Genomic DNA, 26,149 nt, shown 5'->3' on the forward strand with positions numbered 1-26,149 from the left:
TTATATTAAGCGTGTCTTAAAGTTACACCTAAAGACGACGGCGTTGCAATCAGCGAACAAGCCTGCCGCCGACACCACAGAGGAGGAGGAGGAAAACATGAAGCTGAGACAGTTGGGCGCGGTGTGCGCTATGGGGCTTGGGCTGACGGCGACTGCCGCGTTGGCCGAATATCCCGAACGCCCCATCAACATGGTCATTCCCTATGGCGCAGGCGGCGCGACCGATATTTCGGCCCGCACCATCGCAGAGCCCTTGGGCACCGTGGTCGGCAAGCCGCTGGTCATGTCGAATATCACGGGGGCAGGGGGTGCCACCGGATCGGTTGCGGTGCAAAACGCCAAGGCGGATGGCTATACCATGCTTTTTGCCCGCGTCGGCTCGCACACGGTCAATCCGGCGATGAAGGCCACGCTGCCCTACACGCTCGATGATTTCCGCTTTGTGACGGTGTATGAAATCAACCCCGTCGCCTGTGCCGTGCGCCCTGATTCCGGCATCGAAACCATTGAGGATCTCATCGCTCTGACGGAATCCGAGGGCACCAGCTATAGCTCTTCTGGCGTGGGTTCGATGCTGCATCTCGCGGCGGTGATGGTGCTGGATGAATTCGGTGTCGAGAACCCGCTGGATAAGGCGATTCACATTCCCCAAGGCGGCGGTGGTGAGGCGGCCACGGCTGTTCTCAACGGCACTGTAACCTTTATCTGCACCAACACATCGGCGCTTGCCAATTTTGTGGCCAATGGGCAGTTGAAGCCGATCCTCGTAACGACGGCGGAACCGGTCCCGGGTTTTGACGCACCGACAGCCGTCGATTTGGGCAAGCCTGATCTGACACAGCTTGTGGGGTGGACCGGTATCGCTGGGCCGGATGACTTGCCAGACGAGGTTGCGGCAAAATGGGGTGAATGGATGGCCGCAGCAGCCGGAGACGCGAAATTCGTGGACCAGATGAGCGCGATGGGTTCGGTCATCAATGTCATGAGTCCCGAAGAAGCCAACGCTTTCATTCAGGCGCAGTATGAAACCTTTCGTGCGCTGGTCGACAAGCTCGGCATGCGGATCGAGGGCTAAAGCATAGCGCACGCATAGGTCGGGCGCAGAGATGCCCGGCCTTTCAGTGCTAGCAAACTGATCGGGGAGGATCAGGGTGAACAAACGCGCAATTCAGGTGCAACTGGGCATCGGTGCCTGTGTGGCCTGTGTTTTTCTGATCCTCTATGCAATTCCCTATTGGATCTCTGCCCCGAGCAATATTCGCAACATCGTGCTGTCGCCCCGGTTTTGGCCCTACGCCATCGCCGGTCTGACAGGGCTGGTTGGGCTGGGCATGCTCTTTGCTGGCCGCAAGGAGGATGCTGACGGCACGCCGGCCAATGACCCGATCGAAGACCCGCGCGCTGGGCTGATGCGGTTGGCGGGCATGGCGGTCTTGATGGCTGTCACCTTCTGGCTTTTGCCGCGCATCGGTATGGTCTGGGCGTCGATGCTGGCCTTTGCATCGCTCGCCTTTTTGGTGAAGACACGTCATCCGAAAACGGCGTTGATTTGCGCTGTGGCGGTGCCACTTCTGCTCTATGGGTTCTTCGCCCATGTCGCCGGTGTCGCGATCCCGCAGGGTGAATTTGTGAGGCTGCCATGAGCGTGATCGACAATTTAATGGCTGGCCTCGCATTGGTCGGAAATGTAGACGCGCTTGTGTCCTTGGCGATCGGGATCGTTATCGGGGTCATCGGTGGGGCAATTCCGGGGATTTCTGCGACGATGGCGGTGGCGCTCACCTTGCCCTTTACTTTTCCGATGCAGCCTATCAATGGCATCCTTTTGCTTTTGGGTGTTTACAAGGGCGGTATCTTTGGCGGTTCAATCCCTGCCATCCTGATCAAGACGCCCGGCACGCCTGCATCTTCGGCTACGGTGCTCGACGGGCATCCGATGGCGGCACGTGGCGAAGCGGGGCGCGCGCTGGGCATGGCGCTTTGGGCCTCCTGCACGGCAGACGTGATCTCGAACCTGGCCTTGATCCTTTTTGCGGGTTGGCTTGCGTCTTTTGCGCTCAGCTTTGGTCCGCCAGAGTTCTTTGCACTCATCCTCTTCTCGCTCACAATTATCGCGGGCGTGTCGGGCGAGAGCCTCTTGCGTGGCGCTCTCTCTGCGCTCTTGGGCCTGCTTTTGGCCACCATTGGGCTTGACCTCGTTTATGGCACCAATCGCTTTACTTTCGGCGATCCCAACCTCATGGGCGGTCTGAACTTTATCGCCGTGCTGATCGGTCTCTTTGCCATTCCAGAAGTCATCAACATGGTTTGGCACCCCACCGGGCATATGGGCAAGGTGCAGACACTGGGCAGTAAATGGGTTACATTCGCCGAGTATCGGCGGTGTTTCCGCTCTATCGTGCGGGGCAGTTTTATCGGTGTGTTTCTCGGCGCGATCCCAGGTATCGGCGCGGCCCCTGCGGCCTTTCTCAGCTATTCAGAGGCGCGCCGCAAATCCCCCAACAAGGCCAATTTTGGAAAAGGCGAAATAGAGGGTGTCGCCGCGTCTGAGGCGGGCAACAATGGTGTCGCTGGCGCCACGCTGATTCCGCTTCTGGCCTTGGGTGTGCCCGGCGATGTCATCACCGCCATCATCATCGGTGCCTTTATGGTGCATGGCTTGCAGCCGGGGCCAATGATGTTCGTGATGAACGTGGATATCATCTATGGTCTTTTCATCGGCCTCATCTTTTCCTCAGGCTTGCTTTTGATCGTCGGAGGTTTGGCAATTCGTGGGTTCAAACCCGTGGCCGACATCCCCAAGCGTATCCTGATGCCCATCGTCCTTGTGCTTTGCATCTACGGGGTCTTTGCGGTTAACAACAACATCTTCGATGTCGGCGTCATGTTCGTGATGGGTTGGGTTGGCTTTGTCTTGTCCCGGTACCACATACCCGCCGCCCCGTTCTTGATCGCCTTCATCCTTGGCCCGCTTCTCGAGGATAATTTCCGCAAAGCGATGCTGATGTCAGGCGGTTCGCCAGATGTGTTGTTGCGTGGGCCGATTACCTGGTTCTTCTGGACTTTGACCCTGATCGCGGTCGTGGCGATTGCACGCGGCACGCTTGACAAGGCACGAGACAAAGGTTGAGCGCGGAGTAAGGTGAAATTTTCGTGACCAGCTCCTTTGGGGCTGCGAAACCGTGACTTCCTTTATTATATTCAAAAAATCTTATATAATCGTCACAGGCACCCTGACGGGTGTTTTGCCGTGACCAGAGAGGAAAAGAGATGACAGGCACCGAAACTGAATTTACCCCGCTAATGTCATTCGCGGGCGGTGTGTTGATCGGCTTGTCAGCCGTGTTGCTGATGTTTTTTCAAGGTCGGATCATGGGGGCCACTGGCATTCTGTCGGGATTGATTACCGGCGGGGTGCCGGGCGATAAAATCTGGCGCGCGGCGATGGTTGTAGGCATGATCGCCGGACCGCTTTTGATGCTGGGGCTGACCGGGCAGATGCCCGCAGTCGAGGTGCCGATTAGTCTGCCGATGATCTTGATTGGGGGCTTCATCGTGGGCATCGGCGTGACCTTTGGGTCTGGCTGCACCTCGGGTCATGGGGTTTGCGGCCTTGCGCGGCTTTCGCCTCGGTCATTCGTAGCCACGCTGACCTTTATGGTCGTGGCCTTTGCGACTGTCTATGTCCTGCGTCACGTGATTGGAGCCTGAGCCATGCGCATTCTGTCAGCCTTGTTTGTCGGTCTTGTTTTTGGCGTGGGAATTGCCATCTCTGGCATGATCAATCCGGCTAAGGTGCTCAACTTCTTTGACATCGCCGGGACATGGGACCCAAGCTTGATCTTTGTGATGGGTGGTGCGCTGCTTACCACCTTTGTCGGTTACCGCGTGGTGCTCGGACGCCCCAAGCCAATCCTCGAGCCAAAGTTCAAGCTGCCCACCAAGACGGTCATTGATACCCGTCTGATTGGGGGGTCAGCGGTCTTTGGCCTTGGCTGGGGCATCGCCGGGTTTTGCCCCGGCGCGGCTATTCCGGCGCTTGGCTCTGGCAAATACGAGGTGCTGGCCTTTGTAGCCGCGCTCTTGTCCGGGATCTGGGTGGCGAATATGATTCAAACGAAACAGTCAGACAAAAGGATAACGGCATGACCGACTATCCCGTGAACATGGGCGTCAAGCCAGAGGTCAAAGCATTCTTTGACGAGGCCACGAATACGATCAGCTATGTGGTTAAGGACCCCGAATCGCGCGCCTGTGCCGTGATTGATAGCGTGATGGATATCGACATGGCAGCAGGGCGGATCACCTATGCCCATGCCGATGCAATGATTGCCCATGTTATGGATCACGGCCTGACGCTTGAATGGATCATCGAGACCCATGTCCACGCCGATCATCTTTCGGCAGCGCCGTATATTCAGCAGAAGCTGGGCGGCAAGATTGGAATTGGTGAAAAGATTCTGGTGGTTCAGGACACTTTTGGCAAAATATTCAACGAAGGCACCGAGTTTCAGCGTGATGGCAGCCAGTTCGATGCTTTGTTCAAAGATGGTGACACCTATAAGGTAGGCCAAATGAACTGCCTTGCGATCCACACGCCCGGCCACACGCCCGCCTGCATGGTGCATGTGATGGGCGATGCCGCCTTTGTTGGCGACACGCTCTTCATGCCTGATGGTGGGTCTGCGCGGGCGGATTTCCCCGGCGGTGATGCGGGTGAGCTCTATGACAGCATCCAAAGGGTTCTACGCCTGCCCGACGACATGCGTCTTTTCATGTGCCACGATTACGGCCCAAACGGCCGCGATATTCAGTGGGAAACCACCGTCGGGGCGGAAAGGGCGCATAACATCCATGTAGGCGGCGGCAAGACCCGTGAAGACTTTGTGAAGTTCCGCACAGAGCGCGACGCACAGCTTGCCATGCCCCGGCTGATATTGCCGTCTTTGCAGGTCAACATGCGCGCGGGCGAATTGCCCCGTGATAGCGCGGGCAACCCGATGTTGAAGCTCCCTGTTAACCGTCTCTGAGCCGACGCCAAGGCAGGGCAGGGGGCGCTATGCTCGGATCATGCTAACCAACGACGGTCTAGCGGCAGTGATCATGCTTATGCCACAATCTCTGGCCTAGGCGCATCTTGCGAGGCTGTATGCCTCGATCCGTCCCTGTGGGGTATTTGGCACCAGCCGCGCCTTTCACTCTCGTGTGCCCTATTCCGTGGGGGCGATCAGGCAAAGCCGGTGATGAGCTGGCGCAAGCCAATCGCCGCCCCCACAAATATCGCGGCAAAGGTGATCGGCGCGCTAAAGGACAGCACCGAAAAGGCGGAAATCCCCTGCCCGACCGTGCAACCAAAGGCCAGCACTGCGCCAAAGCCCATGCAGACCGCGCCCAGCATCTGCCGCCGCAATTCCCTCGGGTCCTCACAGGCTTCCCACCGGAAATGGCCTTTGATCAGGCTGCCGCAAAACGCGCCGGCCAGCACGCCAAACACCGACGCCACGCCAAAGCTGAGGCCACCACCGCTGGCGGTCATCAGAAAGATGATAGTCTCGCCGAGGGGCGCAGAGAATGTATGCGTTTGCACCGGCTGCGGCATGAATCCATGCGTGGCCACCCAAGAGGTGCCAAACCAGCCCGATGTGACCGCAATCCCAACCATCGCCCCCCAAAAGAGCGCCCGACGGTTCTGTAAAAAGTCGCGTGAGGCAAGCGCCGCTAGGCATATCAGCGCTGAAATCGCCAATCCGACCCAGATCATCGGTAGCCCAGTGAGCGCACCCAGAATCTGCGCATAGGACTGGTTTTCAAACGCAGGGCTTGTCGCCTCTGTCGCCATGATCCGTAGCCGGGCAAAGGGGCCTGACATCATCACATAGGCTGAAATCCCCATCACGAGCACGATCACAAAGGCCCGCAGATCACCCCCGCCAAATCGCGCAAGCGCACCAAAGCCGCAGTTCCCAGCCAGCGACATACCATAGCCAAAGAGCAGCCCACCCAAAACACTGGCCAGCGGCGACCAAGGCGTGATCCAATAGGCATTGGCTGAAATGTCAAAGAGGCCCAGACCAGCCAGCCCAAAGGCCGTGATCCCCGCCACCCCAATCGCCAGCCCCCACATGCGCAGACGCGTATCGCTCTGCTGATAGAGCAGATCCTCAATCGCGCCCAAGGTGCAGAAACGTCCGATGCGCGCCGCAAGCCCAAGTATCATGCCGCCCGCAAAGCCGAATATCAGGATCATCAGGGGTTCAGAAATGCCACCGGGCATGATGCTCCTCCGTTTGACGCTGGCAAGGCCGCGGCGCGTGAATCACGGCTGCTTGCAAAACAGATCGTATACAGTTTCGAGCATCTGTATCGCGCGCCGGTCTGTCAAACGGTAATAGATGGCTTTGCCTTCACGTCGTGGTGTAACCAACCCTTCCAAGCGCAAGCGTGAGAGCTGTTGTGACACGGCCGCCTGTCGCGCCGAGAGCAGATCTTCAAGTTCGGTTACTGTCTTTTCACCGGTTGCGAGATGACACAGGATCATCAACCGCCCCTCATGGCTGATTGCCTTGAGAAACTCTGCCGCCGTATGCGCCAGATCGAGCATCGCATCGACGCTTTCGTTCGACACATCCAGTTGCGGAGGAGGAGCGCGGCGTAGCATCGGAATCACGGCGCTTTGGTTGCGCCGGGATGCGCATCCAAAAGCTGTGTCAGCAGAAACCAAAAGAATTCATCGCCCGCATAGCCTTCGATCCGGCCCAGTTCCTGACCGTCCTCGACCAGAACAAAAGTTGGGGTAAAAATGGGGCGACTGGAAAAGGCGATATCTTCGGGCAGCGCGTTGATCTGCACCCGACGCAAGGGCGCGCGTGTGCCCTCGATGGTTTTGGGATAGGCCGGGCCAATCTCGGCATTCCACCGCTCGCACCAATGGCAGCCATGCCGCTCGACCATGACCAGTTCTGCCGCCAAGAGCGGACCCATCAGGCCGAATGCCAGAAAAAGGCTGACGAGAAAGGTAGCAAGCATACGCATCGGTGTTCCGATTGACGGACAGACTAAAACATATGATAGTTTGAATATGTTTGCGGATCAACCCGTCTAAGGATTCCCCATGTTCGATGTCTCTCTGCTCAGCGCCTTTGTCGGGGGATTGATCGTCTTTTTCTCGCCCTGTGTGCTGCCCATCGTCCCATTTTACCTCAGCTACATGGCCGGAGCGTCGATGTCAGAGATCAGCGCCGAGGGCCGTCTTGCCCCGGGTGTGCGCCGCCGTGCCTTTGCCGCATCGGTCATGTTCTCGGCGGGAATCATCACTGTCTTTGTTTTGCTAGGGGCAGCCGCCTTTGGCCTCAGCCAGGCGTTCCGCGGCTTTCAGACCGAGTTTCGCCTCTTTGCTGCGCTCGTCGTGCTGATCCTCGGGCTGCATTTTTTGGGCGTGCTGCGCATCAGCTTTCTCAACCGGGTGTTTCAGATGGATGCGGGCGATACCCGGAACATGTCGGTGCTTGGCGCCTATGTGGTTGGCTTTGCCTTTGCCGCAGGTTGGACGCCATGTGTGGGCGGTGTGCTGACAGCCGTGGTTTTCACTGCAAGCACCGAGGCCACGGCGATGAAAGGGCTGGTGCTGCTCTTGGTGTTTGGTCTGGCCATGACCACGCCCTTCATGGTGGCCTCGCTTTTTATCGGGCCGTTTCTGCGCTTTGCTTCGAAATTCCGCCGCCACCTGCCCAAGGTCGAAAAGGCGATGGGGCTGCTACTGATCATCTTCGCCGCGCTCATTGCCACCGACAGCGTCAATTACATCGCCCAATGGATGCTGGAGACATTCCCAGCCTTCCAAAACATCTAATCGAGGAGGACCAAGATGAACCGAGTTCTGACTCTGCTGGCCGCCGTCCTGTTTTCTCTGCCGGTCGCTGCGGCGGAATTGGGCGATGATGGCCTGCACAAGACCGACTGGATGCGTGACACCTTCAAGGACCTGCGCGAGGATTTGGAGGATGCCAACGCCGAGGGCAAAAGGCTGATGGTGATGATCGAGCAGCGCGGCTGCATTTACTGCACCAAGATGCACGAAGAGGTGTTTCCCCGCCCCGAGATTGCCGATTTCATTCGCGAGAACTTCTTTGTCGTGCAGCTCAACCTGCATGGTGATCTGGAAGTGATCGATTTCGATGGCGAGTCGCTGAGCGAGAAACAGGCGGCGCGTAAATGGGGCCTGCTCTTTACGCCGTCGATTCTGTTCCTGCCCGAAGAGGTGGCAGAGGATCAGACAGCGGCACAGGCGGCGGTGGCAATGATGCCCGGCGCCTTTGGTCCAGGCACCACGTTGGATCTGCTCACTTGGGTGCAAGAAAAGCGCTATGCGCTTGATACTGAGGAAGATTTCCAACGCTATCATGCACGCCGCATCGCCGAACGGGAGGCTGAGAAATCGCAGTGAGAACACGCGCGGAAACACATTAAATTCAAGAATACGAATTTATTGTTGTGTGAGCGCGCTATTGTGTTCTATGATATACAAAAATCTGAATGTGTTAGGGAGGACGCATGAAACGATCAATTCTCACGGTGTCGCTGATATGCGCGACAATGAGCGCGTCAGCGGCCGAAGTTGCGCCGACGGATGTCAAGTTTACCGATGGGGCCATAACAGACTCATTAAGCGGCACGGTCGGTGACCCGGTTGCAGGCCGTGAGGTGTTGGCCAACCGAGCGTTGGGCAATTGCGTTGCCTGTCATCAGATCACCGAGATGAGTGACGTTCCGTTTCATGGTGAAATCGGGCCCATGCTGGATGGTACGGGTTCCCGGTGGAGCGAAGCCGAACTGCGTGGCATCGTGGCCAACGCCAAGATGATGTTCCCTGACTCGCTGATGCCGTCTTTCTATCGGACGGACGGGTATACGCGACCGGGCAACGCCTTTACCGGCGAAGCGGCTGACAGCACATTCGGCCCCCTCCTCACCGCACAGCAAGTTGAAGATGTGGTCGCTTATCTGGTGACCCTCAAAGAGTAATCGCGCAAGACAGCGTGACCAAGATCAGGAGTTTGAAAACATGACACTGACACGACGCAACGTGATGATCATGGGGGCAGGCGCCTTTGTCGCCTTTGGCTTGCCCATGCGCGCCACCGCAGCAGGCGAGGATCGCATCGCCGAATTCACCGGAGGCGCCGCTATTGCCGATAGCGGGATCACCTTGACCGCCCCCGAAATCGCCGAGAATGGCAATACCGTGCCGATCGAGGTTGCGGCCCCAGGTGCCGTTGAAATCCTTGTGCTGGCTATGGGCAACCCGACCCCCGGTGTTGCGACCTTCAAATTCGGCCCCTTGGCCGCATCGCAAACCGCGTCCACGCGCATTCGTCTTGCAGGCACGCAGGACGTGGTGGCGATTGCCAAGATGAGCGACGGCTCTTTTGCCAAGGCATCGAGCAACGTCAAGGTTACAATCGGCGGCTGCGGCGGCTGAGGCATAGGTAGGAGAAACCAGAATGGCACAAGACGTCACACCCCGCGTCAAGGTCCCGAAATCCGCAGCCGCTGGCGAAGCGATTGCGATCAAGACCTTGATCAGCCACCCGATGGAATCCGGTCAGCGCAAGGATAAAGAAGGCAATATCATTCCGCGCTCTATCATCAATCGGTTCACCTGTGAGTTCAACGGACAGAGCATCGTCGACGTGACGATGGAACCCGCAATCTCGACCAACCCTTACATCGAATTCGCGGCCATCGTGCCCGAAGCCGGTGAATTCAAGTTCACTTGGTACGACGACGACGGCTCGGTTTACGAGGACATCAAGCCAATCGAGTTGAAGTAAGGGTCAATCGTCAAGGGAGGGACGAGAATGAAAAGAACAGGACGGATTACCGGTCTGATCGGCGCAACGGCGCTCTTGGCAGGGGCGGCCTTTGCCGAAGCTGTGGATGACACGCTGATCGTGAACGAAGAAATCGAGATTATCACCCGCACCGCAGCCCCTGCGCATCTTGCAGACAGTGTTGATGAAGTCTTGTCAGGGTGGCATTTCCGCGAAGCGGAAACCCGCGCCATGCAAGCCGATGATTTCGACAATCCCGGCATGATCTTTGTTGAGAATGCGATGACCGCGTGGGAAACCGCCGAAGGCACCGAAGGCAAATCTTGCGCAAGCTGTCATGGTGATGCCGCCGAGAGCATGAAGGGCGTACGCGCCGTCTATCCCAAGTGGAACGAGACCGCTGGCGAAGTGCGCACGCTTGAAATGCAGGTCAACGGCTGCCGGACCGAGCGTATGGGCGCAGAACAGTGGAAATACAGCGGGACCGAGATGATCAACATGACCGCGCTGCTCGCCTCTGTCTCGCGCGGATTGCCGGTTAACGTTGCAATTGATGGCCCGGCTCAGGCGACTTGGGAGCTGGGCAAGGAAATGTACTATACCCGCTACGGTCAGCTCGAACTGTCTTGCGCCAATTGTCACGAGCAGAATTATGGCAACATGATCCGGGCCGATCACCTGAGTCAGGGTCAGATCAACGCCTTCCCCGCTTACCGCCTCAAGGATGCTGCGTTGGTCGGCGTTCAAAACCGCTTCCGTGGCTGTATCCGCGACACGCGCGGCGAAACCTTTGCTGTTGGCAGCCCCGAGTTCATCGCGCTTGAGCTTTATGTCGCGTCGCGCGGCAACGGTCTGTCGGTCGAAGGCCCGTCGATCCGAAACTAACCGGAATACCCCGCCTGACTTTCAGTCGGCGGGGTTTTCTATATCCAAAAACATTCAAGAATCCGCATGTGATAAGTGCGGGAGTTGGAAAGGTCCACCATGATCTCGCGGCGTGATTTTCTTCAGACAAGCATGGCGGCGTCAGCCATTCTTGGAGCGTCTTCCTTTGGCAATTGGGCGAAACTGGCGGCTCAACAGGCGCTCACTCAGGACCAACTGTTGCAATTCGACACCTTTGGTAATGTCAGCCTGATCCACATCACCGACATTCACGCCCAACTCAAACCGATCTACTTCCGAGAGCCGTCGATCAATATCGGCGTGGGTGGAAACAAGGGGGCCGTGCCGCATGTTACAGGCGCAGACTTCCGCAAGCTCTATGGCATCGACGATGGCAGCGCCTCGCATTATGCCCTGTCCGCTGGCGATTTCAGCGCGCTTGCGCAGGCCTATGGCAAGGTTGGCGGGCTGGACCGGATGGCGACCGTGATCAATGCCATTCGCGCCGACCGCCCTGATGCCATTCTACTCGATGGTGGCGACACATGGCATGGGTCATACACCTGCTACCACACAGCAGGCCAAGACATGGTCAATGTCATGAACGCGCTCAAGCCCGACGCGATGACCTTTCACTGGGAATTCACCCTTGGGTCCGCCCGCGTTCAGGAAATCGTCGAAAGCCTGCCCTTTGCTGCGCTTGGACAGAACATCTTTGACGCGGAATGGGACGAGCCGGTCGAGATCTTCCCACCCTACAAGTTCTTTGAGCGGGGTGGCGTCAAGATCGCCGTCATCGGTCAGGCCTTTCCCTATATGCCCATTGCCAACCCCGGCTGGATGTTCCCGGAATACAGCTTTGGTATCCGCGACGAGAATATGCAGGCCATGGTGGACGAGGTGCGCGGCCAAGGTGCTGAACTCGTTGTTTGCCTTAGCCACAATGGTTTTGACGTGGACAAGAAGATGGCAAGCCGTGTGACCGGCATTGACGTGATCCTGTCAGGCCACACCCATGACGCCCTGCCAGAGCCCGTTCTGGTTGGTGAGACGATCATCGTCGCCTCTGGTTCCAACGGCAAATTCGTGAGCCGCGTTGATCTTGATGTGCGCGATGGCCGGATGATGGGCTTTCGCCACAAGCTGATCCCGATCTTCTCGGATGTCATCGAACCTGACAAAGAGGTGGCCGCCCTCATCGAGGAACAACGTGCGCCCTATCTCGATCAATTGACCGAGGTGATTGGCAAGACCGACAGCCTGCTCTACCGGCGCGGCAATTTCAACGGCACGTGGGATGATCTGATCTGTGACGCGCTTTTGTCCGAGCGTGAGGCCGATATCGCCATGTCCCCCGGTGTTCGCTGGGGGCCAAGCCTGATCCCCGGTCAGGACATCACCCGCGAGGATATCTTCAACGTCACCTCAATGACCTATGGCAAAGCCTATCGCTCTGAAATGACCGGCGAATTCATCAAGGTCATTCTCGAAGACGTGGCCGACAACATCTTCAACCCCGACCCCTATTACCAGCAGGGCGGCGATATGGTGCGCATCGGTGGCATGGGATACCGGATCGACATCAACCAGCCGCAGGGCAGCCGGATCAGCGATATGACCTTGCTCAAGACCGGCGAGGCGATTGATCCGGCGAAATCCTATGTCGTCGCTGGCTGGGCTTCGGTCAATGAAAATACCGAAGGCCCGGAAATCTGGGACGTGGTCGAAAATCACATTCGCAAACTCGGCACGGTCAGTGTCGCCCCCAATAACAGCGTCCAAGTGATTGGCGCGTAACGACTTGCTGAAAGGAGGCATTTGAGATGTCAGGGACATTCAAAGGCAAACCCACCTCCCGGCGCGCCTTTTTGCGCGGTGGCGTGGCAGCGGCGGCTGGGGCCGTCGCGGCGGGTGCGGCACAGGCCGCCACCCCAGATCCACTGATTACCGAAGTGCAGGATTGGGCCATCAGCCTTGGCGATGGGGTTGATGCCACGCCCTATGGCCTGCCCATTGAATATGAGGCGGACGTGGTGCGGCGCAATGTGCCGTGGCTCACCGCCGATCCGATCAGCTCGATCAATTTTACCCCCATTCACGCGCTCGACGGAACGATCACACCGCAGGGCTGCGCGTTCGAGCGGCACCATTCCGGCGCAATCGACCTCAAGAAAGAGGACTATCGCCTGATGATCAACGGCCTTGTTGATACGCCGCTGGTCTTTACCTACGAGGATCTTGAGCGGTTCCCACGCGAGAACCACGTTTACTTCTGCGAATGTGCGGCCAACACCGGCATGGAATGGGCGGGCGCACAACTGAACGGCGCACAGTTCACCCATGGCATGATCCACAACATGGAATACACCGGCGTCTCCCTGCGCACCTTGCTGGAAGAGGCCGGATTGGACGCGGCGGGTGATCTCAAGGATAAATGGGTTTATGTCGAGGGCGCGGATGCGTCTTCCAATGGCCGTTCGATCCCCATGGCCAAAGCGCTTGGCGACTGCCTTGTTGCGTTCAAGGCCAATGGCGAGGCGCTGCGCAAAGAACATGGATACCCCGTTCGCCTTGTCGTACCCGGCTGGGAAGGCAATATGTGGGTCAAATGGTTGCGTCGCATCGAAGTGACCGACGCCGCTGTCGAAAGCCGCGAAGAAACCAGCAAATACACCGACACGCTCGAGGATGGCACAAGCCGCAAGTGGACTTGGGTGATGGATGCCAAATCGGTCATCACCTCGCCCAGTCCGCAATCGCCGATCAAACATGGCAAAGGCCCGCTCGTGATCACTGGTCTTGCTTGGTCCGGTCATGGTGCGATCACGCGCGTGGACGTGTCCAAGGATGGTGGCAAGACCTGGGAAACTGCCCGTCTCGCCAAACCGGGCGAGGCCAAGGCGCTGACCCGTTTCTACCTCGACACAACATGGGACGGCGAAGAAATGCTGCTCCAGAGCCGTGCGATGGACGAGACCGGATATATCCAGCCGACCAAGGCGCAACTGCGCGAGGTGCGCGGCCTTAACTCGGTCTATCACAACAACTGTATTCAGACATGGTGGGTGCGGCCCAATGGGGAGGCAGAAAATGTCGAAGTTTCTTAAGTTTACGTTGGTCACAGGGTTTGCTCTCAGCGCCACGGCAACTGCCCTCTGGGCGGGTGAATACGGCCTAGGGCGGCCCGCCCTGCCCGAAGAGATCGCGGCGTGGGATGTTAAGGTCATGCCAGACGGGCGCGGTCTTCCCGAAGGATCGGGCGACGTCTGGACCGGCGACGAGGTTTTTGGCGAGCATTGCGCGGTCTGCCATGGCGATTTCGCTGAAGGTATTGGCAACTGGCCCAAACTGGCTGGTGGTGCCGATACGCTTGACCGTGACGACCCGCTCAAGACGGTGGGCTCGTACTGGCCCCATCTCTCGACCGTGTTTGACTACGTCAACCGCTCCATGCCGTTTGGCAACGCGCAGAGCCTGACACCGGATGAGGTCTATGCCATCGTTGCCTATATCCTCTACTCCAACAACCTTGTGGAAGATGACTTTGAGCTGAGCCACGAGAATTTCATGGATGTGGAATTGCCCAACGCGGGCGGCTTCATCGTCGATGACCGCGCCGAGACCGAATATGCGATCTGGCACGGTGATCCTTGCATGGAAAACTGCAAGGAAAGTGTCGAAATCACGATGCACGCCACCGTTCTGGATGTGACGCCAGACGAACAGTCCGTCCCAGAAGAGGCGAGCGCAGCAGAGCCTGTCGACGTGGCCGAGGCCACCACTGAACAGGAGGCGGCCCCCGCCGCTGCCGAGGTGGATGAAATTGATCCGGCCCTTATCGCTGTCGGCGAAAAGGTCTTTAAGAAATGTAGCGCCTGTCATCAGGTTGGCGAAGGTGCCAGCAACCGCGTTGGCCCGATGCTAAACGGGGTTATGGGGCGTGCGGCGGGGTCGGTGGAAGGGTTCAAATACTCTGACGTGCTGCAAACCATGGCGGCGGATGGCCTGATCTGGACAGATGAAACGCTGATCGCGTTTCTCGCCAATCCACGTGGCTTTATGAAAGGCACCAAGATGAGCTTTGCAGGCCTCAAAAAGGATGAGGACCTCACGGCAATTTCAGCTTATCTTTCAAGTTTCAGTAAGTAGACTGAGGCCATGATAGCGCGCCGCCTCTTGCTCATTGCCCTGACCGCTGTTTTCGCGGCAGGCGCAGCGCAGGCCGAATTGGTAGGTGACGCAGAGGCTGGTGAGACGCTCTATGGGCAGTGCAAAGGCTGTCATGAAATCGGGAAGGGGGCCGAGGACCGGATCGGCCCCCATCTCAATGGCCTCTTCGGGCGGCGTGTCGCGTCGCACGAAGGCTTTGCTTATTCCGCCTCAATGCAGCGCGCTGGGGTTGATGGGCTGATATGGGGCTTTGACACGCTCGACGCCTATATCGAAAATCCCCGCGCGCTCGTGTCTAAAACCCGCATGAGTTATCGCGGCATGAAGGACGCGCAGGATCGTGCGGATCTTATGGCCTATCTGCGCCGCTTTTCTGCAAGCCCCGCAAATATCCCCGAGGCCGCTCCAACCGCGCGGGGCACGGATCACACCGTTGATCCCGCAATTCTGGCGATTCAGGGCGACCCCGAATATGGCGAATACCTGTCTAGCGAATGCGTAAGCTGTCATCAGGCCGATGGCTCGAGCGACGGGATCCCATCCATTACCCGCTGGCCCGAAGAGGATTTCGTGGTCGCCATGCACGCATACAAAGACAAACTGCGTCCCCACCCGGTGATGCAGATGATGGCCGGACGCCTGTCGAACGAGGAGATCGCGGCATTGGCGGCCTATTTCAAGGACCTCGACTGAACCGAGGTCCATTCAGGGAGGACTGAAAATGACCTTTAACCGACGCAAGTTTATTGCCGTTGGCGCGGCAACCGCTGCGACCCTTTCGGCACCGCATGTCCTTGCCGATACCCACGGCAAGCCCCGTGTCGTGGTGATTGGTGGCGGATCGGGCGGGGCCACCGCCGCGCGCTATATCGCCAAGGACAGCAAGGGCGCGATTGATGTGACCCTGGTCGAGCCCTCGCGCAGTTATTTCACCTGCTACTTTTCCAACCTTTATATCGCCGGTTTTACCGAGCTAGACGAGATTTCCCACACCTATGGCACACTTGCAGCCAAATATGGGATCAACGTCGTGCATGACTGGGCCGTTGATGTGGACCGGGATGCCAAAACCGTCAGCCTCGCGGGGGGCGCGGTTCTGTCCTATGACAAACTGATCCTCAGCCCCGGCATTGATTTCGTCGAGGGCGCCGTGCCCGGTTGGTCCGTTGCCGCGCAGAACAAGATGCCTCACGCCTACAAGGCCGGATCGCAGAGCGAACTTCTCAAGGCGCAGATCATGGCGATGCCGCAGGGCGGACGCTTTGCCATGGTCGCCCCGCCCGACCCGTTCCGCTGCCCTCCGGGGCCCTATGAGCGGATTTCCATGGTGGCGCATGTGCTCAAGCAAACCAACCCGACCGCCAAGATTTTGCTGGTCGATCCAAAAGAGACATTTTCGAAACAGGCGCTGTTCGAGGAAGGCTGGGAACGCCACTACAGCGGCATGATCGAGCGGGTCGGCCCGGATTTCGGCGCAACAAACGTGACCGTCGATCCCGAGGCGATGACCTTGGACATCGACGGATCGGTCGAAAAGGTGGACGTTTGCAATGTCATCCCGGCGCAAAAGGCCGGACGTATTGCCGATATGGCGGGCGTCACCGATGGCAACTGGGCGCCTGTCAATGCCGCGGATATGTCCTCCAAGGCGGACCCGGACGTGCATGTTCTGGGCGATGCGGCCCAACAGGGCGATATGCCAAAATCAGGCTTTGCCGCTAATTCTCAGGCCAAGGTCTGCGCCATGGCGGTGCGCGGTGCGCTGACCGGCTCCAAGGTCTTTCCAGCCAAGTTCACCAACACCTGCTGGTCGCTCATCGCGCCTGACGATGGCGTCAAGGTTGGCGCTACATACGAGGCAACACCGGAAAAGATCGCCAAGGTCGACGGTTTCGTCTCGCAGACTGGCGAGGATGCTGTGACCCGCAAGGCAACCTATGAGGAATCTGTCGGCTGGTATGCCGGGATCACCACGGACATGTTCAACTGAATACGCGCGATCGCCACTCTGAAAGAGGAGATTTCCATTGAAACGCACAGTTCTGGCTGGTGCTCTGGCCCTGATTTCGCTGCCCGCCGCGGCATCAGAGCAGGCCACCACCTATCCCTTTGACGGCAGCTTTGACGATGCAACCTTTGCTGTCGAAAGCGCGATTGTCGGTCGCGGGCTGGTCATTGACCTGCAAAGTCACGTGGGTGACATGTTGAACCGCACCGGCGCAGATGTGGGCAGCGATGTCAAAATCTTCGACGCAGCGGATATCTTTCTGTTCTGTTCCGCCACTCTCTCGCGCGAGGTGATGGAGGCAAACCCCATGAACATCGCCCACTGCCCCTATGGTATCTTTGTCGCCGATCAGGGCGGCGAGGTCTTGATCGGCTATCGCAACTTCCCAGAGGGCGAGATGCAAAAGGTGCAGGCGATGCTGGACGATATTGTTCAAGAGGCGCTGCAATAAGCCAGTGCAATCGGGCTGCTTCGGCGGTCCGATTGACGCATATCAAGGCGTGTAGACCCCTGACTTAATATCTGGTCACATCTTTCATCGCAGGGCGGCAGATGCTTGAATCCTTGATAGACAGATTTGGCGACGGGGCGGTTCTGGCCATGGCGGGCGCTCTGGTCGGCGTTCTTTTTGGTGCCGCCGCCCAACATTCCCGGTTTTGTCTGCGTGCCGCCTCAATCGAGGTGGCAGAACGCAGGTTCGGGCCACGCCTCTCGATCTGGCTTATCGCGTTTTCGGCTGGTGTCGCCTCGGTGCAAGGGGCAATTGCGCTTGGCCTGCTTGACGTTTCAGAGGCGCGGCCACTGGCAGCCACGGGCAGTATGTCCGGGGCCATTATCGGTGGCCTGATGTTTGGGGCGGGCATGATCCTTGCGCGCGGCTGTGCCAGCCGTTTGCTTGTGCTCTCTGCTACCGGCAACTTGCGCGCCATTATAACCGGCCTTGTCCTGACACTCGTGGCGCAATCGGCGCTGCGGGGTGTTCTGGCCCCCTCGCGTGAGGCATTGGCAAGCCTTTGGCTGATGCCAGGGGGTGAGGCGCGCAATATCCTGTCACTCCTCGGTATGAGCCCGGGCATGGCGGCACTGATCGCGGCACTGGTTCTGGCGGCGGGGTGTTTTCTAGCGTTTCAGCGCGACGTGCGCTTCAGCCACGCCCTTGCCGCCGCTTTGGTTGGCTGTGCGGTGGGTCTTGGCTGGCTGCTTACCTATGCCATTGCCCAGACCTCGTTCGAGGTGGTCGAAATCTCTTCTGTTACCTTTACGGGCCCGTCCACAGATACGCTGATGGGATTGGTCAACAGCACCAGCCTGCCGCTTGGTTTTGGTGTGGGCCTTGTGCCGGGGGTGTTTACCGGTGCCGCCACCATGGCCATCCTAACCCGCGAATGGAAGATCGAGCGATTTGGTCCCGACACCCCGATGGAGCGTTATCTGATCGGGGCTGCGCTGATGGGTTTTGGCAGCATGCTCGCGGGTGGCTGTGCGGTGGGTGCGGGCATGTCGGGTGGGGCGATATTCGCTCTGACCGCATGGGTGGCCGTGACCTGCATGTGGATCGGTGCAATGGCCACGCATCTCATGCTGACCGGGCGCGTGTTGCGCCCGGCCACATCGTAATTCCGCCTCAGGCGGCGGCCTTCATCAAGCCTTCATCGCGGATTTGCTTTTCCGCTTGATCGAGCGATATCCACGCCCGTTCGATCAGCGTGTCGATTTCGGACTTCGAGATCACAAGTGGCGGCGATATGATCATACGGTCGCCTACATGGCGCATCACCAGATTATTGGCAAAACACCGCTCGCGACAGATATAGCCTGCGGTGCCCGGCTCGGACGCAAACTTGGCGCGGCTCGCTTTGTGCGGGGTCAGCGCCAGCGACCCCATCATGCCGATAATCCGGGTTTCACCAACCATCGGGTGCTCTGCCAGAGAGTTCCACTTTTCTTGGAGATACGGCCCGGTGTCATGCGCCACGCGCTCGATGATCTTTTCCTCTTCGAGAATGCGCAGGTTCTCTAATGCAACGGCACAGGACACCGGGTGCCCCGAATAGGTGTAACCGTGGTTGAATTCGCAGGCGTTGATCACCTTGGCCACCCGATCCGACACAAGAGAGCCGCCAATCGGCGCATACCCAGAACTCAGACCCTTGGCGATGGTCATGATATCGGGACGGATGTCATAGGTCTGGCTACCAAACCAGTTGCCAGTGCGGCCAAACCCACAGATCACTTCGTCGGCAATCAGGAGGATGCCGTATTTATCGCAAATCCGCTGAATCTCGGGCCAATAGCTGTCGGGCGGAATGATCACGCCACCCGCGCCCTGCACTGGCTCTGCGATGAATGCGGCGACGCGGTGCGCGCCCAATTCCTCGATCTTGGCCTCCAACTGTCGGGCGCGTTCCAGACCGAATGCCTCGGGGTCGCTATCGCCGCCCTCGGCATACCAATGCGGCTGGTCGATATGGTAGATGTTGGGAATAGGTAGGCCGCCCTGTGCGTGAATGCCCGACATGCCCCCAAGACTACCGCTGCCCACGCTAGAGCCGTGATAGGCATTCTTGCGGCTGATGACCACGTTGCGCTCGGGCTCGCCCAACTGCGCCCAATAGGTACGGACCATGCGCAGGTTGGTATCATTCGCCTCAGATCCGGACCCGGCATAGAACACATGGTTGAACCCCTCCGGTGCCAGCTCTGCCAGCTTGGCCGAGAGCGCAATGGCGGGCACATGGCTCGTCTGGAAAAACGTGTTGTAGAACGGCAATTCCATCATCTGGCGCGCTGCGACATCTGCCAGCTCTTTGCGCCCATAGCCGATATTCACGCACCAAAGCCCGCCCATACCGTCGAGGATCTCATGCCCCTCGCTGTCGGTCAGGGTCACGCCTTTGGCTCGGGTGATGATCCGCGCGCCTTTGGCGCTCAGTTGATTGCCATGGGTAAAGGGGTGCATGTGGTGTGCGGCGTCCAGCGCCTGCAACTCTGCGGTCGGCATATGGTTAGTGATCATCGTCATGGCATTCCCTTTCCCGAATCGGTTCGGCCACGCATGCGCGACCCTCACTTCAAAAATATGATCAAATTATCCAGTGTCAATCGAATCAGTAGAGCGCGCCCGATCGCTCTAGAGAATGGCGCACTTGTTCCATTCCTTGGATCACGTCCTCGCGAATGGCGCGGGCGGCGGCCTCTGCATCGCGGGCATGCATCGCGGTGAGCATATCCTTGTGCTTGTCTGGCAGGTTCTGCGTGCCCATGCGTCCGCAAACCACCCGGAGCGATGGCCCAAACCGAAGCCAGAGCCCATCGGCCACATCAGCCAAAATAGGCGCCTGTGCGATTTCATACAGCCGTTTGTGGAAGCGATAGTTCAGTTCGAGGTAAGCGCGCAAATCACCGCGTAGAATCGCGCGATCCAGCTCGTCGTCCAGACCCGCAAGCCAATCCAGATCCTCTAGGCTTGCCCGCTCGGTCGCGCGCAGCGTCAGATAGGGATCAAGCCATTGTCGCGCATAAATCAATTCGCTGATGTTATCGGCCGTCAACAGCGGCACAGAGACCCGGCGATTGCCCTGAAATTCTAGCGCGCCCTCCGCAATCAGGCGGCGTATGGCCTCGCGCACGGGGGTCATCCCTGCGCCCAAACGTTCCGAGAGTCCTTGGATAGTTACGGCCTCTCCCGGTGCCAAATCACCAAACAAGACCAGATCGCGCAATTGCCGATAGATCAACTCATGCGCCGGAAGGCGCGTTAAATCCCCGTCGATCGTGCTGAATTTCTGTGCGGCGGTGGTCATCGGCAAGGCAATCCAATCAGGCATCTCAATGTCCGGCCTTGCGAGTTTAGCCTGTGCATGAAAACATTACCATATTGCCATGAGCGGAAATTTTTGATCAAATCCGCACTAAGGCAGACACATGCCGACCAACGGGAGAACATGATGCGAAATCTGATACTGACCACAACAGCCGCTATCGCGCTTGGCGCTTTTGCCGCGCAGGCCCAAGAAGTAAGGGTGTATAACTGGTCTGATTACATCGACGAAGAGTTGCTGACAAAGTTCGAGGCAGATACGGGCCTCAAGTTGATCTATGACGTCTTCGACAGCAACGAGGTTTTGGAAACCAAAATGCTCGCAGGTGGTTCGGGCTATGACGTTGTTGTGCCCTCTGGCACCTTCCTGCAGCGTCAAATTCAGGCTGGTGCGTTCCAGAAACTGGACCTCTCCAAGCTTCCGAACCATGCCAACATGTGGGATGTAGTGAGCAGCCGCACGGCTCAGTACGACCCTGATAACGCCTATTCCATCAACTACATGTGGGGCACCACCGGCATCGGCGCGAATGTCGGAAAGGTCAAGGAATTGCTTGGTGAGGATGCACCGCTCGATAGCCTCGAACTGGTGCTGAACCCCGACAACATGGCCAAGCTGGCAGAATGCGGCGTGCACTTCCTTGATGCGCCCGCCGAGATGATCCCGATGGCCCTGAAATACATCGGTGAAGACCCCAACAGCCATGATCCCGATGTGATTGGCAAGGTCGAGGACGTGCTGATGGCTGTGCGTCCGCATATCCAGAAATTCAACAGCTCAGAATATATCAACGCGCTCGCCAATGGCGATATCTGTGTGGCTGTTGGTTGGTCCGGCGATATTCTTCAGGCGCGTGACCGCGCGGCAGAGGCCGACAATGGCGTCGAGATCGTCTACAACGCACCCAAAGAAGGGGCGCAGATGTGGTTTGACCAAATGGCGATCCCGGTCGATGCCCCCAATCCCGAAGGCGCGCATGTGTTCCTGAATTTCATCATGGACGCACAGAACATGGCCGCCGCGTCGAACTATGTCTATTACGCGAATGGTAACAAGGCGAGCCAAGAGTTTCTGATCGAAGATGTGATCGGCGACCCGGCGATCTATCCGTCGGAAGAGGCGTTGAACAACCTCTTCACAACCACGCCTTATGACGCCGGCGTGCAGCGGACCGTGACCCGCCTCTGGACCAAGATCAAGTCTGGCACCTGACCCGAACAGGATCATCGCCCGCGCAGGACTAGGCCCTGCGCGGGCACTCTCAAACAGTCGGGGGCAGGTATGGCACAAGTTGTTTTCGAGCCTTGGAATGATCCCAAGGCAAAGCCGCTTATCCAATTCAAGGGCGTGACCAAGCGGTTTGGTGATTTTACCGCGATCGACAACCAGACATTCGACATCTACGAACGCGAGTTCTTTGCATTGCTTGGCCCTTCGGGCTGCGGCAAGACGACGATGATGCGCATGTTAGCGGGATTTGAAAAGCCGACCGAAGGCAAGATTATCCTAGCCGGTCAAGACCTTGCGCCGATCCCCCCAAACAAGCGCTCTGTGAACATGATGTTTCAGTCCTATGCGCTGTTTCCGCATTTGTCGGTCTGGGAAAACATCGCCTTTGGTCTCAAGCGCGATGGCAAGCCAAAGGACGAAATCGCCGCCCGTGTTGACGAAATGCTCAAGCTGACGCGCCTGCAACAATTCGCCAAGCGCAAGCCGCATCAGATTTCTGGCGGCCAGCGTCAGCGTGTGGCCCTTGCGCGCAGCCTTGCCAAGGCACCCAAACTACTTTTGCTCGATGAACCGCTTGGCGCCCTTGATGCGAAACTGCGTCAGGCGACCCAGTTCGAGCTGATGGACATCCAAGAAAAAACTGGCACCACATTCGTGATCGTGACCCACGATCAGGAAGAGGCGATGACCGTAGCCAGCCGCGTGGCGGTGATGGACAATGGCCGCATCATTCAGGCCGACACGCCCGCGCGCATCTATGAGTTGCCGAATTCCGTTTACGTGGCCGATTTTATCGGCGAGGTCACGATCATCCCCGGCACCGCCCGCAAATCTGGGGAAGGGTATGAAATCGCCTATGCCGAAGGCATGACGCCGCTTTATGCCGAAACAGAGACCGCCTTTGACAATGGCGAGACCTGTCATATCGCACTTCGCCCTGAAAAAGTGGCAATCAGCGCCGAACAACCGGCTGACCGCCGCAATGCCGTGCAGGGCAAGATCATCGACATCGCCTATCTTGGCAATCTCTCGACCTATCACGTGGCCCTGCCCAATGGTCAGATGATCAAGGCGCAAACCGCCAATACGCGCCGCCTGTCCCGGCGTGGCTTTACTTGGGAAGACACCGTCTGGCTGTCGTGGACCGACACCGCCGCCGTGCTCTTGAAAGGGTAGGGGGATGCGCCGCTTTGCCCTGATATTCCTGCCATATATCTGGCTTCTGGCGCTGTTTCTGGTGCCGTTCCTGATCGTATTCAAGATCAGCCTGAGCGATATCGCCACAGCCATTCCGCCCTATACCCCAACCTTGGAGTTCTCGCAGGGTTGGGAGAGCATCAAGACGTTTTTCAGCGCGCTTGATTTTGACAATTTCCTCTTTTTGACGACCGATGATCTTTATTGGAAGGCGTATATTTCTTCACTCCAGATCGCCTTTTTTGCTACTCTTCTCACGCTGTTGGTTGGGTATCCGATAGCCTATGGCATGGCCAACGCACCCGATCACTGGCGCCCGACCTTGATGATGCTCGTGATCCTGCCGTTTTGGACCAGTTTTCTCATCCGGGTTTACTCTTGGATGGGTATTCTTTCGACGGAAGGTTATCTCAATCAGGTGCTCTTGAAACTTGGCGTTATCTCTGAGCCGTTGATCATCCTCAACACGCCCACGGCGGTTTACATCGGCATTGTCTACACCTACCTGCCGTTCATGATCCTTCCGATTTATTCCGCGCTCGAGCGGATGGATGGTTCCCTACTTGAAGCGGCCGAGGATCTTGGCTGCTCGAGAATGAAGGCATTTTGGCTGATCACGGTGCCGCTGTCGAAGACCGGTATCATTGCGGGCTGCTTTCTTGTGTTCATCCCAGTCATTGGCGAGTTCGTTATTCCCTCCCTCTTGGGCGGATCGCAGACCCTGATGATCGGCAAGGTCCTGTGGGAGGAGTTCTTTAATAACCGTGACTGGCCTGTGGCCAGTGCCGTGGCAGTTGTTCTTTTGCTGATCCTGATCATCCCTATCGTGCTCTTTCAACGTAACGAGCAAAAACAGCGGGAGGCCGAAGAATGAGACGGCTCACATGGTTCAACGCCACCTCGCTGACGCTTGGTTTTGCCTTTCTTTACCTGCCGATGATCATCCTGATCACCTATAGCTTCAACGAGTCCAAGTTGGTCACGGTCTGGGCCGGGTTCTCGACCAAATGGTACGGTGAATTGCTCAGCAACCAGTCCTTCCTTGATGCCGCTTGGGTGACGGTCAAGGTGGCGGTGGCCTCTTCTACCATCGCAACGATCTTGGGCACTATGGCGGCCCTCGTTTTGGTCCGCGCTGGGCGCTTTTATGGGCGCACACTGTTTTCAGGTATGATCTATGCGCCTTTGGTCATGCCAGAGGTGATCACTGGCCTGTCGTTGCTGCTTCTATTCATCGGGATTGGTCTTGATCGCGGAATTTTTACCATCATCCTCGCGCATACTACCTTTTCGATGTGTTTCGTTTCTGTCGTTGTCTCGTCGCGGCTTGTGACCTTTGATCGCTCTCTGGAAGAAGCGGCGCTTGATCTGGGTTGCTCGCATTTTGACGCCTTCCGCCTTGTCACGCTGCCGATCATCGCGCCTGCGGTTATCTCGGGCTGGCTTTTGGCATTTACCCTGTCGCTTGATGACCTCGTGATTGCCAGCTTTACTGCTGGTCCTTCGGCAACCACCCTTCCGATCAAGATTTGGTCGGCGGTGCGCCTTGGGGTGTCGCCCGAGATCAATGCGCTCTCGACCATCATGATTGGCATTGTCGCTGTCGGCGTGATTTCGGCCTCGCTGATTACCAAACGTGCCTCCCTGCGCCAGCAGGCTGACGAACGCGCCGCCGTGCGCGCATGAGTCGGGTATTTCCGGCCCATACCTATGGTGAAGGGCCAAGAGAGCGTGGCTATTGGCAAACCACGGCAGACCGGCCTGATTACCCTACCGCAGAGGGAACGATCACCTGCGATGTTGCAGTGATTGGCGCAGGGTTCACCGGGCTTTCCGCTGCTTTGCATCTTGCTGAGGCGGGGCAAGATGTGCGTGTGTTCGAGGCGCAGACGCCCGCATGGGGTGCCTCTGGGCGAAATGGCGGCTTCTGCTGCCTTGGTGGCTCTGCGGCGTCTGATGCCATGCTCCGCAAGATGCACGGCGAATCCGCGCGCCGCGAATACCGCCAGAGCGAGGTTGAAGCGGTGCGCTTGACCCGCTCCTTGATCGACACCCACGGGATTAGGCCGGATGTTCATTCCGACGGTGAAACGGTGCTTGCTCACACCGTCAAAGCCGCCGCAGGCTTTGCTGACCGCGCCGCCCGGATCAAAGCCGATTATGGGGTTACACCCACGCTGATCCCCGGCTCTGAGTTGACCCAAATGGGGATGAAAGGCCCGTTCTACGCGGCGCTTACGACTCCTCTTGGCGTGGCCCTCAACCCGTTTAAATACACAATCGGTCTTGCCGGTGCCGCAAGCCGGGCAGGCGCACGGATTTACGGCCACTCACCTGTGACCGGCATTCGACAGACCAACAGCTTTACTCTCACAACCCCAAAGGCACAGATCACCGCCCGCCGTCTGATCGTAGCCACAAATGGGTATTCATCGGACGATCTGCCGGGATGGATGCGTGGGCGCTATATCCCCACACAATCCAACGTCATCGTCACCCGCCCCCTGACCGAGGCAGAGTTGGCTGACCAAGGCTGGACCACGCGGCAAATGTGCTATGATGACCGTTTTTTTCTGCATTATTTTCGCCTGATGCCTGACAACCGCATGCTCTTTGGTATGCGCGGGGGCCTTTTCAGTTCGCCGGGATTTGATGTCCGCATGCATCGCACGATCCGGCGGCATTTCGAGGCGATGTTTCCGGCGTGGCGCCATGTCGAGACACCATATAGCTGGAATGGGCTGCTCTCATTGGCCCCGGATTTAACGCCCTACGCCGGGCCGATTCCGGATATGCCGGGTGCCTTCACCGGCCTGAGCTATCACGGCAATGGTGTGGCAATGGCAAGCTATGCTGGCGCGATCCTGGCCGATCTGGCGATGAACCGCACCCCCCGCACCCTCTATCCCGAAATCATGGCCAAACCGCCGGGCAAATGGCCCTTGGGCCGTTTTCGCCGCGCGATGCTGTGGCCACCTTATGCGCTGGCGACACTCACCGGAGGCTGA

General features: G+C 58.0%; 29 protein-coding genes. 24 read left to right on the plus strand and 5 right to left on the minus strand.

The genetic code is table 11. From position 1 onward, the window contains the following. Window positions 1–97 precede the first annotated feature (97 nt). The 6 genes from GC127_RS08560 to GC127_RS08585 all read left to right on the plus strand — a co-directional run bounded on the left by GC127_RS08560 (window position 98) and on the right by GC127_RS08585 (window position 5,030). Window positions 98–1,075 carry a tripartite tricarboxylate transporter substrate binding protein gene (locus GC127_RS08560; protein ID WP_081508596.1) on the plus strand — a complete coding sequence of 326 codons (978 nt, stop codon included), beginning with the start codon at window positions 98–100 and terminating at the stop codon, window positions 1,073–1,075. Window positions 1,076–1,151: 76 nt separating this feature from the next. Beyond that, window positions 1,152–1,643 carry a tripartite tricarboxylate transporter TctB family protein gene (locus tag GC127_RS08565; protein ID WP_151977582.1) on the plus strand — a complete coding sequence of 164 codons (492 nt, stop codon included), beginning with the start codon at window positions 1,152–1,154 and terminating at the stop codon, window positions 1,641–1,643. Further along, entirely contained in the window at window positions 1,640–3,130 is a 1,491-nt protein-coding gene (locus GC127_RS08570) for a tripartite tricarboxylate transporter permease (RefSeq protein ID WP_008282780.1), read from the plus strand. Before GC127_RS08565 ends, GC127_RS08570 begins: the two co-directional genes overlap by 4 nt. Window positions 3,131–3,270: 140 nt before the next feature. Next, window positions 3,271–3,711, plus strand: coding sequence for a YeeE/YedE family protein (locus tag GC127_RS08575; protein ID WP_151977584.1), 441 nt, complete (start codon window positions 3,271–3,273; stop codon window positions 3,709–3,711). 3 nt (window positions 3,712–3,714) lie between these two features. Beyond that, on the plus strand, window positions 3,715–4,149 hold the full coding sequence (locus GC127_RS08580) for a DUF6691 family protein (protein ID WP_081507225.1): 435 nt from the start codon (window positions 3,715–3,717) through the stop codon (window positions 4,147–4,149). Beyond that, window positions 4,146–5,030 (plus strand): MBL fold metallo-hydrolase, encoded by an 885-nt coding sequence (locus tag GC127_RS08585; protein WP_008282783.1) that lies wholly within the window; start codon window positions 4,146–4,148, stop codon window positions 5,028–5,030. Before GC127_RS08580 ends, GC127_RS08585 begins: the two co-directional genes overlap by 4 nt. A gap of 197 nt (window positions 5,031–5,227) precedes the next feature. On the opposite strand, the gene GC127_RS08590 is transcribed toward GC127_RS08585, so the two are convergent. From GC127_RS08590 to GC127_RS08600, 3 genes are read right to left on the minus strand one after another with little or no spacing between them, the layout of a single operon-like run. Beyond that, on the minus strand, window positions 5,228–6,274 hold the full coding sequence (locus tag GC127_RS08590; protein ID WP_151977586.1) for a YeeE/YedE family protein: 1,047 nt from the start codon (window positions 6,272–6,274) through the stop codon (window positions 5,228–5,230). A gap of 42 nt (window positions 6,275–6,316) precedes the next feature. Beyond that, window positions 6,317–6,658, minus strand: coding sequence for a helix-turn-helix transcriptional regulator (locus GC127_RS08595; protein WP_037298673.1), 342 nt, complete (start codon window positions 6,656–6,658; stop codon window positions 6,317–6,319). 5 nt (window positions 6,659–6,663) lie between these two features. Beyond that, window positions 6,664–7,026: a hypothetical protein gene (locus GC127_RS08600; RefSeq protein ID WP_254700232.1), complete on the minus strand. Its 363-nt coding sequence runs from the start codon at window positions 7,024–7,026 to the stop codon at window positions 6,664–6,666. Between the two features lie 85 nt (window positions 7,027–7,111). Between GC127_RS08600 and GC127_RS08605 the strand changes: the two genes are divergently transcribed. The 13 genes from GC127_RS08605 to GC127_RS08665 all read left to right on the plus strand — a co-directional run bounded on the left by GC127_RS08605 (window position 7,112) and on the right by GC127_RS08665 (window position 18,510). Then, the gene (locus GC127_RS08605; protein WP_008282787.1) at window positions 7,112–7,849 is read left to right on the plus strand and encodes a cytochrome c biogenesis CcdA family protein; all 738 of its coding nucleotides are present in this window, start codon (window positions 7,112–7,114) and stop codon (window positions 7,847–7,849) included. A 15-nt stretch (window positions 7,850–7,864) separates the two neighbouring features. Beyond that, the gene (locus GC127_RS08610; RefSeq protein ID WP_151977590.1) at window positions 7,865–8,443 is read left to right on the plus strand and encodes a thioredoxin family protein; all 579 of its coding nucleotides are present in this window, start codon (window positions 7,865–7,867) and stop codon (window positions 8,441–8,443) included. A gap of 107 nt (window positions 8,444–8,550) precedes the next feature. Continuing rightward, complete coding sequence (soxX, locus tag GC127_RS08615) at window positions 8,551–9,021, plus strand: sulfur oxidation c-type cytochrome SoxX (RefSeq protein ID WP_037298674.1); 471 nt, start codon at window positions 8,551–8,553, stop codon at window positions 9,019–9,021. 40 nt (window positions 9,022–9,061) lie between these two features. Next, a complete protein-coding gene (gene soxY, locus GC127_RS08620; RefSeq protein WP_008282790.1) occupies window positions 9,062–9,478 on the plus strand; it encodes a thiosulfate oxidation carrier protein SoxY in 417 nt (138 codons plus the stop codon). Window positions 9,479–9,500: 22 nt separating this feature from the next. Beyond that, the gene (gene soxZ / locus GC127_RS08625; protein ID WP_008282791.1) at window positions 9,501–9,830 is read left to right on the plus strand and encodes a thiosulfate oxidation carrier complex protein SoxZ; all 330 of its coding nucleotides are present in this window, start codon (window positions 9,501–9,503) and stop codon (window positions 9,828–9,830) included. A 27-nt stretch (window positions 9,831–9,857) separates the two neighbouring features. Further along, window positions 9,858–10,715: a sulfur oxidation c-type cytochrome SoxA gene (gene soxA / locus GC127_RS08630; protein WP_081507220.1), complete on the plus strand. Its 858-nt coding sequence runs from the start codon at window positions 9,858–9,860 to the stop codon at window positions 10,713–10,715. 99 nt (window positions 10,716–10,814) lie between these two features. Next, window positions 10,815–12,512, plus strand: coding sequence for a thiosulfohydrolase SoxB (gene soxB / locus GC127_RS08635; protein ID WP_151977592.1), 1,698 nt, complete (start codon window positions 10,815–10,817; stop codon window positions 12,510–12,512). 26 nt (window positions 12,513–12,538) lie between these two features. Continuing rightward, window positions 12,539–13,822 (plus strand): sulfite dehydrogenase, encoded by a 1,284-nt coding sequence (soxC, locus tag GC127_RS08640; protein WP_008282794.1) that lies wholly within the window; start codon window positions 12,539–12,541, stop codon window positions 13,820–13,822. Then, a complete protein-coding gene (locus GC127_RS08645; protein WP_151977594.1) occupies window positions 13,806–14,864 on the plus strand; it encodes a c-type cytochrome in 1,059 nt (352 codons plus the stop codon). The genes soxC and GC127_RS08645 overlap by 17 nt, the downstream gene beginning before the upstream one ends. A 9-nt stretch (window positions 14,865–14,873) precedes the next feature. Continuing rightward, window positions 14,874–15,578 carry a c-type cytochrome gene (locus GC127_RS08650; RefSeq protein ID WP_008282796.1) on the plus strand — a complete coding sequence of 235 codons (705 nt, stop codon included), beginning with the start codon at window positions 14,874–14,876 and terminating at the stop codon, window positions 15,576–15,578. Window positions 15,579–15,606: 28 nt separating this feature from the next. Then, the gene (locus GC127_RS08655) at window positions 15,607–16,875 is read left to right on the plus strand and encodes an NAD(P)/FAD-dependent oxidoreductase (RefSeq protein ID WP_151977596.1); all 1,269 of its coding nucleotides are present in this window, start codon (window positions 15,607–15,609) and stop codon (window positions 16,873–16,875) included. Between the two features lie 37 nt (window positions 16,876–16,912). Beyond that, entirely contained in the window at window positions 16,913–17,344 is a 432-nt protein-coding gene (locus tag GC127_RS08660; protein ID WP_151977598.1) for a DUF302 domain-containing protein, read from the plus strand. Between the two features lie 101 nt (window positions 17,345–17,445). Next, window positions 17,446–18,510 (plus strand): YeeE/YedE family protein, encoded by a 1,065-nt coding sequence (locus GC127_RS08665; RefSeq protein WP_151977600.1) that lies wholly within the window; start codon window positions 17,446–17,448, stop codon window positions 18,508–18,510. A 7-nt stretch (window positions 18,511–18,517) separates the two neighbouring features. On the opposite strand, the gene GC127_RS08670 is transcribed toward GC127_RS08665, so the two are convergent. Beyond that, window positions 18,518–19,915, minus strand: a complete 1,398-nt coding sequence (locus GC127_RS08670) for an aspartate aminotransferase family protein (RefSeq protein WP_008282800.1) — start codon at window positions 19,913–19,915, stop codon at window positions 18,518–18,520. Between the two features lie 85 nt (window positions 19,916–20,000). Then, window positions 20,001–20,696: a GntR family transcriptional regulator gene (locus GC127_RS08675; RefSeq protein ID WP_151979676.1), complete on the minus strand. Its 696-nt coding sequence runs from the start codon at window positions 20,694–20,696 to the stop codon at window positions 20,001–20,003. 144 nt (window positions 20,697–20,840) lie between these two features. On the opposite strand from GC127_RS08675, the gene GC127_RS08680 reads away from it, so the two are divergent. From GC127_RS08680 to GC127_RS08700, 5 genes are all read left to right on the plus strand, one after another. Then, on the plus strand, window positions 20,841–21,926 hold the full coding sequence (locus GC127_RS08680; RefSeq protein ID WP_199861219.1) for a polyamine ABC transporter substrate-binding protein: 1,086 nt from the start codon (window positions 20,841–20,843) through the stop codon (window positions 21,924–21,926). Window positions 21,927–21,995: 69 nt separating this feature from the next. Beyond that, entirely contained in the window at window positions 21,996–23,120 is a 1,125-nt protein-coding gene (locus GC127_RS08685) for an ABC transporter ATP-binding protein (RefSeq protein WP_151977604.1), read from the plus strand. 4 nt (window positions 23,121–23,124) lie between these two features. Beyond that, the gene (locus GC127_RS08690; RefSeq protein ID WP_008282804.1) at window positions 23,125–24,015 is read left to right on the plus strand and encodes an ABC transporter permease subunit; all 891 of its coding nucleotides are present in this window, start codon (window positions 23,125–23,127) and stop codon (window positions 24,013–24,015) included. Further along, window positions 24,012–24,827, plus strand: coding sequence for an ABC transporter permease (locus tag GC127_RS08695; RefSeq protein WP_008282805.1), 816 nt, complete (start codon window positions 24,012–24,014; stop codon window positions 24,825–24,827). The genes GC127_RS08690 and GC127_RS08695 overlap by 4 nt, the downstream gene beginning before the upstream one ends. Continuing rightward, window positions 24,824–26,149 (plus strand): FAD-binding oxidoreductase, encoded by a 1,326-nt coding sequence (locus GC127_RS08700; RefSeq protein ID WP_151977606.1) that lies wholly within the window; start codon window positions 24,824–24,826, stop codon window positions 26,147–26,149. The genes GC127_RS08695 and GC127_RS08700 overlap by 4 nt, the downstream gene beginning before the upstream one ends.

The sequence above is a fragment of the Roseovarius sp. EC-HK134 genome, from assembly GCF_902498815.1.
Taxonomy (GTDB): Bacteria; Pseudomonadota; Alphaproteobacteria; order Rhodobacterales; family Rhodobacteraceae; genus Roseovarius; species Roseovarius mucosus_A.

Excerpts from the sequence above, each read along its gene's own strand:
- GC127_RS08645 (WP_151977594.1), top strand. The coding sequence starts at position 13,806 with ATGTCGAAGTTTCTTAAGTTTACGTTGGTCACAGGGTTTGCTCTCAGC.
- GC127_RS08575 (WP_151977584.1), top strand. The coding sequence starts at position 3,271 with ATGACAGGCACCGAAACTGAATTTACCCCGCTAATGTCATTCGCGGGC.
- GC127_RS08600 (WP_254700232.1), bottom strand. The coding sequence starts at position 7,026 with ATGCTTGCTACCTTTCTCGTCAGCCTTTTTCTGGCATTCGGCCTGATG.
- GC127_RS08685 (WP_151977604.1), top strand. The coding sequence starts at position 21,996 with ATGGCACAAGTTGTTTTCGAGCCTTGGAATGATCCCAAGGCAAAGCCG.
- GC127_RS08665 (WP_151977600.1), top strand. The coding sequence starts at position 17,446 with ATGCTTGAATCCTTGATAGACAGATTTGGCGACGGGGCGGTTCTGGCC.
- GC127_RS08560 (WP_081508596.1), top strand. The coding sequence starts at position 98 with ATGAAGCTGAGACAGTTGGGCGCGGTGTGCGCTATGGGGCTTGGGCTG.
- GC127_RS08580 (WP_081507225.1), top strand. The coding sequence starts at position 3,715 with ATGCGCATTCTGTCAGCCTTGTTTGTCGGTCTTGTTTTTGGCGTGGGA.
- GC127_RS08595 (WP_037298673.1), bottom strand. The coding sequence starts at position 6,658 with ATGCTACGCCGCGCTCCTCCTCCGCAACTGGATGTGTCGAACGAAAGC.
- GC127_RS08675 (WP_151979676.1), bottom strand. The coding sequence starts at position 20,696 with ATGACCACCGCCGCACAGAAATTCAGCACGATCGACGGGGATTTAACG.
- GC127_RS08690 (WP_008282804.1), top strand. The coding sequence starts at position 23,125 with ATGCGCCGCTTTGCCCTGATATTCCTGCCATATATCTGGCTTCTGGCG.
- GC127_RS08570 (WP_008282780.1), top strand. The coding sequence starts at position 1,640 with ATGAGCGTGATCGACAATTTAATGGCTGGCCTCGCATTGGTCGGAAAT.
- GC127_RS08670 (WP_008282800.1), bottom strand. The coding sequence starts at position 19,915 with ATGACGATGATCACTAACCATATGCCGACCGCAGAGTTGCAGGCGCTG.
- soxY (WP_008282790.1), top strand. The coding sequence starts at position 9,062 with ATGACACTGACACGACGCAACGTGATGATCATGGGGGCAGGCGCCTTT.
- GC127_RS08650 (WP_008282796.1), top strand. The coding sequence starts at position 14,874 with ATGATAGCGCGCCGCCTCTTGCTCATTGCCCTGACCGCTGTTTTCGCG.
- soxB (WP_151977592.1), top strand. The coding sequence starts at position 10,815 with ATGATCTCGCGGCGTGATTTTCTTCAGACAAGCATGGCGGCGTCAGCC.
- soxX (WP_037298674.1), top strand. The coding sequence starts at position 8,551 with ATGAAACGATCAATTCTCACGGTGTCGCTGATATGCGCGACAATGAGC.
- GC127_RS08700 (WP_151977606.1), top strand. The coding sequence starts at position 24,824 with ATGAGTCGGGTATTTCCGGCCCATACCTATGGTGAAGGGCCAAGAGAG.
- GC127_RS08695 (WP_008282805.1), top strand. The coding sequence starts at position 24,012 with ATGAGACGGCTCACATGGTTCAACGCCACCTCGCTGACGCTTGGTTTT.
- GC127_RS08590 (WP_151977586.1), bottom strand. The coding sequence starts at position 6,274 with ATGCCCGGTGGCATTTCTGAACCCCTGATGATCCTGATATTCGGCTTT.
- soxC (WP_008282794.1), top strand. The coding sequence starts at position 12,539 with ATGTCAGGGACATTCAAAGGCAAACCCACCTCCCGGCGCGCCTTTTTG.
- GC127_RS08605 (WP_008282787.1), top strand. The coding sequence starts at position 7,112 with ATGTTCGATGTCTCTCTGCTCAGCGCCTTTGTCGGGGGATTGATCGTC.
- GC127_RS08585 (WP_008282783.1), top strand. The coding sequence starts at position 4,146 with ATGACCGACTATCCCGTGAACATGGGCGTCAAGCCAGAGGTCAAAGCA.
- soxA (WP_081507220.1), top strand. The coding sequence starts at position 9,858 with ATGAAAAGAACAGGACGGATTACCGGTCTGATCGGCGCAACGGCGCTC.
- GC127_RS08680 (WP_199861219.1), top strand. The coding sequence starts at position 20,841 with ATGCGAAATCTGATACTGACCACAACAGCCGCTATCGCGCTTGGCGCT.
- GC127_RS08655 (WP_151977596.1), top strand. The coding sequence starts at position 15,607 with ATGACCTTTAACCGACGCAAGTTTATTGCCGTTGGCGCGGCAACCGCT.
- soxZ (WP_008282791.1), top strand. The coding sequence starts at position 9,501 with ATGGCACAAGACGTCACACCCCGCGTCAAGGTCCCGAAATCCGCAGCC.
- GC127_RS08610 (WP_151977590.1), top strand. The coding sequence starts at position 7,865 with ATGAACCGAGTTCTGACTCTGCTGGCCGCCGTCCTGTTTTCTCTGCCG.